This window comes from Nostoc sp. 2RC (assembly GCF_014222165.1).
GTDB lineage: Bacteria > Cyanobacteriota > Cyanobacteriia > Cyanobacteriales > Nostocaceae > Nostoc > Nostoc linckia.
In genome coordinates, this window is sequence record NZ_JACKZU010000711.1 from 1 (window position 1) to 1,298 (window position 1,298).

Annotated in this window: 2 protein-coding genes; both read left to right on the plus strand. The window is 51.4% G+C overall.

Annotation, left to right across the window (positions count from 1 at the left end; genetic code table 11):
• The coding region (locus tag GNE10_RS34580) for a GNAT family N-acetyltransferase (RefSeq protein ID WP_185570514.1) at positions 1 to 655 on the plus strand (655 nt) is incomplete at its 5' end.
• A 142-nt stretch (positions 656 to 797) separates the two neighbouring features.
• On the plus strand, positions 798 to 1,298 hold a 501-nt coding region (locus GNE10_RS34585), incomplete at its 3' end, for an FG-GAP-like repeat-containing protein (protein WP_185570515.1).

Below are 1,298 nucleotides of genomic sequence, written 5' to 3' on the forward strand. Positions count from 1 at the left end.
GGAAATGGTGGCCTTTGCCATTGCCGAACTGCTACCAGAACAAACGGCGGAATTGATCTCGCTGTTTGTCGCCCCAGGATATCGGCAGCAGGGCATTGCGACCAAGCTGTTGCAATATTTAGAAAAAGCCTTGGTTTCAGAAGGCTGTCATCAAATCAGCGTAATTTACCAGCCGACAGAGTTAACGGAAATTGCCCTCGAACCTCTATTAGCCAAACTGACTTGGCAAACGCCCACTTCAGAAACAGATAACTCCAAGCGATGGCTGCGCCCGCCAAAGGCAACGCACAAATTCCTGACTGCGTCCCCTCGTTCTTTGTTTGAGCAGGGCAAACAGTGGGCGCAGCAGGGCAACTTGCAAGCGGCGGTGGCTAGCTTTAGTGAAGCGATACGCCTGCAACCAGATTACATCGCCGCCTACAACCAGTTGGGTAATGCCTTGCAGGGTTTGGGACAGATGGAGCAAGCGATCGCAGCTTACCAAAAATTGCTCTTGATTAACCCCAACGTTGCCCAAGCCCACTGCAATTTAGGGGCAATCTGGCAGATCCAGGGGAAAACACAACAAGCGATCGCCGCCTACCAACGAGCAATTCAACTCAAACCAGATTTGGCAGTTGCCCACCAAAATCTTGCCAACTTAACACAGGGATAAATGAGCAAAATTAATCCCGCGGCCAGATCGCCGCCACACCCACAGGAACTTAACTAGAAACCTCGTCACAAAACCGAGGCAACTAGAGTTTTTCCGGTGTGGAATCTCCAAGCAGTTGTATAGCAAATGAAAACAAATCACTATGGCCACCTTTAATCAACAAACAGGCAGCAACAACCCCTTAAATGGCATTAATGTGGGGACTTACAGCACCCCCACCTTTGCCGACATCGATGGCGATGGCGATTTAGATGCCATTGTTGGGGGAGGGTACGGCACGGTTTTTTACTACAAGAATACAGGCAGTGCCACCAACCCGGTCTACACCGAGCAAACAGGCAGCAACAACCCCTTCGATGATATTTTTGTGGTGATAGTCAGCACCCCCACCTTAGCCGACCTCGATGGCGATGGCGATTTGGATGCCATTGTTGGGGGAGGGTACGGCACGCTTTTGTACTACCAGAATACAGGCAGTGCCACCAACCCGGTCTACACCCTGCAAACCGACACCGCCAACCCCTTCAATGGCATTAGTGTGGGGAATTTCAGCGCCCCCACCTTTGCCGACCTTGATGGCGATGGCGATTTGGATGCCATTGTTGGGGCGTATGACGGCACGCTCAGGTACTACAAAAACACA